This window comes from Paractinoplanes toevensis, assembly GCF_018332695.1.
Classification (GTDB): domain Bacteria; phylum Actinomycetota; class Actinomycetes; order Mycobacteriales; family Micromonosporaceae; genus Actinoplanes; species Actinoplanes toevensis.
On the sequence record NZ_BOQN01000026.1, the window covers coordinates 45,241 to 52,099 of the forward strand.

Annotated in this window: 8 protein-coding genes; 5 read left to right on the forward strand and 3 right to left on the reverse strand. The window is 70.9% G+C overall.

Annotation, left to right across the window (positions count from 1 at the left end; all coding sequences use genetic code 11):
- Positions 1-8: 8 nt before the first annotated feature.
- From Ato02nite_RS10585 to Ato02nite_RS10595, 3 genes are read right to left on the reverse strand one after another with little or no spacing between them, the layout of a single operon-like run.
- Positions 9-560: a DUF2752 domain-containing protein gene (locus tag Ato02nite_RS10585; protein WP_246606422.1), complete on the reverse strand. Its 552-nt coding sequence runs from the start codon at positions 558-560 to the stop codon at positions 9-11.
- The gene (locus tag Ato02nite_RS10590) at positions 557-1,750 is read right to left on the reverse strand and encodes a sensor histidine kinase (protein WP_213006266.1); all 1,194 of its coding nucleotides are present in this window, start codon (positions 1,748-1,750) and stop codon (positions 557-559) included. The genes Ato02nite_RS10585 and Ato02nite_RS10590 overlap by 4 nt, the downstream gene beginning before the upstream one ends.
- Before the next feature lies 1 nt (position 1,751).
- Positions 1,752-2,393 carry a response regulator transcription factor gene (locus tag Ato02nite_RS10595; RefSeq protein ID WP_213006267.1) on the reverse strand — a complete coding sequence of 214 codons (642 nt, stop codon included), beginning with the start codon at positions 2,391-2,393 and terminating at the stop codon, positions 1,752-1,754.
- Between the two features lie 86 nt (positions 2,394-2,479).
- Between Ato02nite_RS10595 and Ato02nite_RS10600 the strand changes: the two genes are divergently transcribed.
- From Ato02nite_RS10600 to Ato02nite_RS10620, 5 genes are all read left to right on the forward strand, one after another.
- Complete coding sequence (locus Ato02nite_RS10600; RefSeq protein ID WP_213006268.1) at positions 2,480-2,959, forward strand: hypothetical protein; 480 nt, start codon at positions 2,480-2,482, stop codon at positions 2,957-2,959.
- Entirely contained in the window at positions 2,956-3,933 is a 978-nt protein-coding gene (locus Ato02nite_RS10605; RefSeq protein WP_213006269.1) for an efflux RND transporter periplasmic adaptor subunit, read from the forward strand. The genes Ato02nite_RS10600 and Ato02nite_RS10605 overlap by 4 nt, the downstream gene beginning before the upstream one ends.
- Positions 3,930-4,607, forward strand: a complete 678-nt coding sequence (locus Ato02nite_RS10610; RefSeq protein ID WP_213006270.1) for an ABC transporter ATP-binding protein — start codon at positions 3,930-3,932, stop codon at positions 4,605-4,607. Before Ato02nite_RS10605 ends, Ato02nite_RS10610 begins: the two co-directional genes overlap by 4 nt.
- Positions 4,588-5,796: an ABC transporter permease gene (locus Ato02nite_RS10615; RefSeq protein WP_213006271.1), complete on the forward strand. Its 1,209-nt coding sequence runs from the start codon at positions 4,588-4,590 to the stop codon at positions 5,794-5,796. Before Ato02nite_RS10610 ends, Ato02nite_RS10615 begins: the two co-directional genes overlap by 20 nt.
- Before the next feature lie 69 nt (positions 5,797-5,865).
- Positions 5,866-6,859 (forward strand): copper amine oxidase (locus Ato02nite_RS10620; protein ID WP_498371281.1); only part of this gene is annotated, 994 nt, incomplete at its 3' end.

A 6,859-nucleotide genomic window follows, 5' to 3' on the forward strand; every position in this document is an offset into this window, starting at 1 on the left:
CTGATCCTTTACGTGGCTTGGCCGAAGCCGAGCCGGTGCAGTTGGAAGAGCCAACTCGCGACCGCGAGTAGCCCGCTGAGCCGTGCGACCCACCGCCGCCTGTGCGGCGACCACGGTCGTGGTGGCTCCAGAACGCCCGCGGCACGGAGCACCACGAGCGGAACCACGGCGACGACGAGCGCCGCCAGGCCAAAGATCAAAGGATTGGCTCCGAACGCCGCCCCGACCTCGCCCCGCACCAGCGCGATGGCCGCGGTGGTGAGACCGCATGCCGGGCACGGCACACCGGTCAGCGTGCGCAGCGGGCACGGCAGGGAGGCGCCGGTGTGGTCGGTGAAAACCGGCCAGACCGCAGCACCGACCCCGACGAGCAGGCCGAATCCGCCGACTCGCTCCGGGACGGAGAAGGTTCGCAGGAAGACACCCCCGTGATCTCCAGTTTCGATGGCCCGGAGATAGTAATCGGCGAATTCCGCCCGGCGCGAGCCCCAAAAGCGCAGGTGACGGCCAACCGACAGGCCAATTTTCCGACTAATTAGACATTCGTCAATCAAGCTCACGAGCTGGCAGCGCCGGTGGGGGCCCGATCCGGTTCTGAGCGGGCTTCGGATTTGCTCCGGTGAGACTCGCCACCGGGGAACGTCACCTCTATCCGCAGGCCACCCGCCGGTCCTGGGGACGCGTCGACGGTCGCCGCGTGGGCGACGGCGATGGCCCGCACGATCGACAGGCCGAGCCCGTGGTGCCCGGCCCGCCCGCCGGTGCGGTCGAGTCGTTGGAACGGCTCGAACAGTGCGTCCAGCTTCTCGGCCGGGATCGGTTCGCCGGTGTTCGTGACGGTCAGCACCGGCCGGCCGTCGCGGACACCGGTGGTCACGTCGACCTCGCCACCGTCGACGTTGTAGGCGACCGCGTTGTCGATCAGGTTCGCGACCAGGCGCTCGACCAGGGCCGGATCCCCGGTGCTCCAGGCCGGATCGGTGCGCCGGCGAAGGCGTACGCCGGAATTGCGGGCCGTGGCGCGATAGGCCGCCACCGTCCGTTCGGTGATGGCCGACAGCTCGACGTGGTCGTGCCGGTCCAGGCCGCGTTCACTGCCGGCCAGGGTGAGCAGCGACTCGAGCATCGCCGCCTGCTGTTGGCGCAGGTCCAGCAGTCGCTCGAAGAGTGACCGGTACTGCGGCAGCGTCGCCGTGCGGTCGGTGAGCATCTCCTCGATCAGCGCGTGCTCGACGGTGAGCGGGGTGCGCAGTTCGTGCGCGGCGTTCGCGACGAACCGGCGATGCCCGTCCAGCGCACCCTCGAGCCGTTGCAGCAGCCCGTCGACGGTGTCGGACAGATCTTTCAGCTCGTCGCGCGGGCCGGTCGCGGCGAGCCGGTCATGCACGTTGTGGGCGGAGATCCGCTGGATCGTGCCGGTCATCGTGCGCAGCGGGCGCAGGATCCGGCCGGCCATCAGCCAGCCCAGCACCAGCGCCAGCACGGCCACGATGGCCAGGGCCACGGCCGAGTAGACGAGCAGCGAGTGCAGCTGGGCGTCGCGATCCTGGCGGGCGACCTCGGCGGCGTGCGCGGTCAGGTCCTCGAAGAAGTCGGGTGGTGGGGTCTCGCCGCTGCTCGACAGGTTGCGCACCACGAACAGCTGCCGGCCCCGGCTGACCAGCAGGTAGACGATCGTCAGCAGGGTGGCGCCGCTGACCACGAACAGACCGGTGTAGAGCAGGGTGAGGCGGGTCCGCACGCGGGACATGTCAGATCCGGTATCCGGCGCGCGGCACGGTGCCGATCAGCGGTGGATCGCTGAGCTTGCCGCGCAGCCGGTTGATGGTCGCCTTCACCGTGGTGGTGAACGGGTCGGTGGCCTCGTCCCAGACCCGTTCCAGCAGCTCCTCGGCCGACACCACGCGGTGCTGGGCGGTCAGCAGATATTCCAGCACCGCGAACTCCTTGGGCGTCAGGGCCAGCCTGCGGCCGGCCCGGGTGGCGACTCGGCGAGCCGGGTCGAGTTGCAGGTCACCGTGGGTCAGCACGGTCGGCACGGCGGGTTGGGTGCGGCGGGCGATGGCCCGCACGCGAGCGATCAGTTCGGCGTACGCGAACGGCTTCGGCAGATAGTCGTCGGCCCCCAGATTCAGGCCTTCGACCCGGTCGGCCAGGGTGCCGGACGCGGTCAGCATCAACACCCGGGGACCGGTCAGCTGCCGGCACACGTCGTCGCCGTGCACCACCGGCAGATCCCGGTCGAGGACCAGGACGTCGTAGTCGGTGACGGTGGTGCGTTCGAGGGCGGCGCCACCGTCGTACACGACGTCGACGGCCATTCCCTCGCGGCGCAGCACCCGGCCGATCGAGTCGGCCAGCTCGTTCTGATCCTCGGCAACCAGCACTCGCATGGGCGCCAGCCTGCCCGATCCGATGTCACACCGAGGTCACCGAATCACGGACCGGCCTGTGACCGCCGTCCTCGTAGAACTTCGCCATGCGATTTCCTGTTCTCTGCGCCGCGCTGATCGTGTTGTGCACGGCCGGCTGCGGCTCCTCCGCCACACCCGATCCCGCCGCGTCTGAAGATCGACAGACGCAGGCCGTCAAGTACTCGCAGTGCATGCGGGAGAACGGCGTGCCGAGCTTCCCCGACCCGGTGGACGGGCGGATCCAGCTGCGGATCGAGCCGGGTTCCGACCTCGACCCCGAGGGCGAGCCCTTCAAGAAAGCCCAGCAGGCGTGCAAAGACCTCGAACCGGCCGGTCTGGGCAACGCCGGGCAGAACGGTGAACAGCAGGGCCGGGTGCTCAAGTGGGTGGCCTGCATGCGGCAGAACGGGGTGCCGAACATGCCGGACCCGCAGGCCGACGGCAAGATGCTGGTCGGGCCGGACACTGGCGTCGACCCGGAGTCGCCGGCGTACAAGGACGCCGAGACCAAGTGCCGTGACCTCGCGCCGGGCGGTCTGGGGTGAGGGCCGCCCGGGCCGGCCTGCTGGTCCTCGTTCTTGCCGGGTGTTCGCCGGCCGCGTCGGGCGCGCCCGAACCGGTGGTCGCGACGGCTGCGGTGCAGCAGGGTGCCCTCTCCGGACAAATCACTCAGAGCGGAACCCTGTCCTATGCCGGTCAGGCCGACGGCAGCGATTATCCGATCGTCAACCAGGCCGGTGGTATGTACACCAAGCTGCCGGTCGCCGGGCAGGTCGTCGCCTGCGGCAAGGTCGTCTACTGGGTCGACGACGACCCGGTGCTGCTGCTCTGCGGCAGTCGCCCGTTCTACCGTGATCTCTACTCCGGCAGCGAGGGCTGGGACGTCGCGCTGCTCAACCGGAACCTGGGGGTCGCCGGCGACGAGTTCACCTCGGCGACCGCCGACGCGCTGGACTCGTGGTCGCTGAAACTCGGCGAGGCGATCGTGCTGCCCGGCCCGGTGCGGATCGCCGCAGTGTCCGCCCAACTCGGCGGTCCGGCGCGGCCGGGCAGCCCGCTCGGCACCGCCGTCAGCACCCGCCGGGAGGTGGTCGTGCAGCTCAACGCCTCGCAGCAGGCCCAGGTCAAGGTCGGCAACCGGGCCCAGATCACGCTGCCGGACAACCGGGTCGTCGTCGGCAAGGTCGGCCGGATCGGCGCGGTGGCAGTCGAGAACCGGGACGGTACGACGACCGTCCCGGTCTACCTCACCCTGGACAAACCGGCCGCGGCCGGGAAGCTGGACGCCGCCCCGGTCCGGGTGCGGATCATCACGGCCGGCGTGAAGAACGCGCTGATCGTGCCGGTCACCGCGTTGATCGGGCAGGGTGGCGGCGGGTTCGCGGTCGAGCGGGTCCGTGCCGATGGTGGCCGGGAGACCGTGCCGGTCAAGCTCGGTCTCTTCGACGACTCGGCCGGGATGGTGCAGGTGACCGGCGCGCTGACGATCGGCGACCGAGTGGTGGTGCCGTCGTCATGATTCTCGAACTGGCCGGCGTCACCAAGACCTACGGCGACGTGGCCGTGCTGCGCGGCATCGACCTGCGCGTGGACGAGGGCGAACTGGTCGCGATCGTCGGGCCGTCCGGGTCCGGCAAGTCCACGCTCCTGCACGTCATGGGCACCCTGGAGCGGCCCAGCGGCGGGCAGGTGCGGATCCGGGGCGTCGACGTGGCCGGGCTGAGCGACGAGCGGCTGGCCGACGTGCGGGCCCGCGACATCGGCTTCGTCTTCCAGCAGTTCTTCCTGTCCGCGCACGCCACCGCGGCCGAGAACGTCGCCGACGGGATGCTGTACGCCGGGGTCGACGCCCGTACCCGTCGTCGCCGGGCCGCCGAGGCCCTGGACCGGGTCGGCCTGGCCCACCGGGCGAACTTCCGTCCGGCGAAGCTGTCCGGCGGCGAACGGCAGCGGGTGGCGATCGCCCGCGCGCTGGTCGGCCGCCCGGCGATCGTGCTGGCGGACGAGCCGACCGGCAACCTCGACTCGGCCACCGGCGGCGCGATCGTCACGCTGCTGCACGAGCTGCACGCCTCCGGCGCGACGATCCTGGTGATCACCCACGACCACGACCTGGCCTCGCGCATGCCACGCCAGGTGCAGGTGCTCGACGGCCGGATTGTGGGGGACAGTCATGCGACTGCGCTTCGCTGACCAGGCCCGGGTTGCCAGCGTCGGGGTGCGCGCCCGCAAGGTGCGCGCTTTTCTCTCAGCGCTGGGCATCGCGATCGGGGTGGCGGCTATCGTGGCCGTACTCGGATTGTCCTCCTCGTCGCAGGCCGGGCTGCTCGCCGAGATCGACCGGCTCGGCACCAACCTGCTCACCGCGAGCAGCGGCCAGTCGTTCAGCGGCGACGCCGCCGAGCTGCCTCGGGAAGCACCGGCCCGGGTCGGCAACCTCGACGCCGTCGAGTCGGTGGCGCACACCGGGGACGTCACCGGCGCGCACGTCTACCGGACCCCGCTCATTCCGGCGGTCAGCACCAACGCGATCCAGGTGCGGGCGGCCAGCCTCAACCTGCCGTCGGTGGTCGCGGCCGGGATGGCGCAGGGCCGATGGCTGAACGAGGCGACCGCGACCCAGCCGGTGGCGGTGCTCGGCGCGACCGCCGCCAAGCGGCTCGGCTTCGAGCGGGTGACGCCCGGCCAGCGGGTGTGGCTGGGCGACCAGTGGTTCTACGTGGCCGGAATCCTGGAAAAAGCAGCGCTGGCGTCCGAGTTGGACAGCAGCGTCCTGGTCGGCTACCCGGCTGCCGAGCGTCACCTGAACTACGTGGCGATCGCGCGGGGTGCGGCGGTGGCCGGACCGCCGAGCACGCTCTACGTGCGGGCGGCCACCGAGCAGGTAGCGGGGGTGCAGGCGGTGCTCGCCCAGACGGCCAACCCGGAGTCGCCCAACGAGGTCGACATCAGCCAGCCGTCCGACGCGCTCACCGCCCGGGCTGCCGCCGAGGGTGCCTTCGACAGCCTGTTCCTCGGCCTGGGCGTGGTGGCACTGATCGTGGGCGCGGTCGGGGTGGCCAACATCATGATCATCTCAGTGCTGGAGCGACGCTCGGAGATCGGCCTCCGCCGGGCCCTGGGCGCCACCCAGCGGCAGGTCCGCACCCAGTTCCTGGCCGAGGCGGTGCTGCTCACCGTGCTCGGCGGTACCGCCGGGGTGGCGGCCGGAATGATCGCCACGGTGGTCTACGCCCAGAACCAGGGCTGGCGGGTGGTGGTGCCGGTCGAGGCGTGGGCCGGCGGCATCGCGGCGGCCGTCGTGATCGGCGCGATCGCCGGGCTGGTGCCGGCCGTGCGCGCGGCCCGGTTGTCACCAACTGAAGCCCTGCGCACCGTCTGATCTTCCGGGCGCGGTGATCCGGGCGATAGGTTGACGCAGCTCACTGCCCACACTGGAGGTAGCCGCGTCATGAGTACCCACCCCCTCGCCCGGCTCACCGCCGCGGAGATCGACCGCACCCGCGCGGTGCTGGCCGAGGCCGGCGTGCTGGCCGAGAGCACGCGATTCGCCTACGTCGGGCTCGCCGAGCCGGACAAGCGCCTGGTCCTGGCCGGTGAAGCGGTGCCGCGCCAGGTGCGGGTCCTGCTGCTCGACCGGGCCACCGGGCTGGGCCGGGACTGCCTGGTCGACCTCACCGCCGCCGCGATCGCCGCGATCACCGAGGCGGACGCCACGCTCGGTGGTCAGATGCCGATCCTCGACGAGGAGTTCATGGTCATCGAGGACATCCTGGCCGAGTCGCCGGAGTGGCTGGCCGCCCTGGCCAAGCGCGGCCTGCCGGTCGAGGAGGTGCGCGCCTGCCCGCTGTCGGCCGGCAACTTCGACTACGAGGACGAGGCCGGCAAGCGGATGATCCGGGTGCTCGCCTTCCACCAGCCGGACCCCAAAGAGCTGGTCTGGGCGTACCCGATCGATGGTCTTGTGGCTTATGTGAATTTGACCGAGCGCACCGCGCACGCGGTCTACGACCACCAGGACCACCCGATCCCGCGGGAGAAGGCCGAGTGGGAGGTTCCGCCGCGGGACACGCTCAAAGCCATCGAGATCACGCAGCCGGACGGGCCCAGTTTCTCGGTCGACGACGACGTGGTGACCTGGGAGAAGTGGCGGCTGCGGATCGGCTTCGACATGCGCGAGGGGCTGATCCTCAACGAGATCTCGTTCGATGGCCGGCCGATCGTCTACCGCGCCTCGATCGCCGAGATGGTGGTGCCCTACGCGGACCCGTCGCCGGCCCGGTTCTGGCAGAACTACTTCGACACCGGTGAGTACCTGTTCGCGCGGTACACGAACTCGCTCGAGCTCGGCTGCGACTGCCTCGGCGAGATCCACTACTTCGACGCCACCCTCGCCGACGAGCAGGGCGCGCCGCGGGACATCCGCAACGCGATCTGCATGCACG

Bases quoted from the DNA above. Each gene is read 5' to 3' on its own strand.
- Ato02nite_RS10600 (WP_213006268.1), top strand. From the start codon at position 2,480: ATGCGATTTCCTGTTCTCTGCGCCGCGCTGATCGTGTTGTGCACGGCC.
- Ato02nite_RS10590 (WP_213006266.1), bottom strand. From the start codon at position 1,750: ATGTCCCGCGTGCGGACCCGCCTCACCCTGCTCTACACCGGTCTGTTC.
- Ato02nite_RS10615 (WP_213006271.1), top strand. From the start codon at position 4,588: ATGCGACTGCGCTTCGCTGACCAGGCCCGGGTTGCCAGCGTCGGGGTG.
- Ato02nite_RS10610 (WP_213006270.1), top strand. From the start codon at position 3,930: ATGATTCTCGAACTGGCCGGCGTCACCAAGACCTACGGCGACGTGGCC.
- Ato02nite_RS10595 (WP_213006267.1), bottom strand. From the start codon at position 2,393: ATGCGAGTGCTGGTTGCCGAGGATCAGAACGAGCTGGCCGACTCGATC.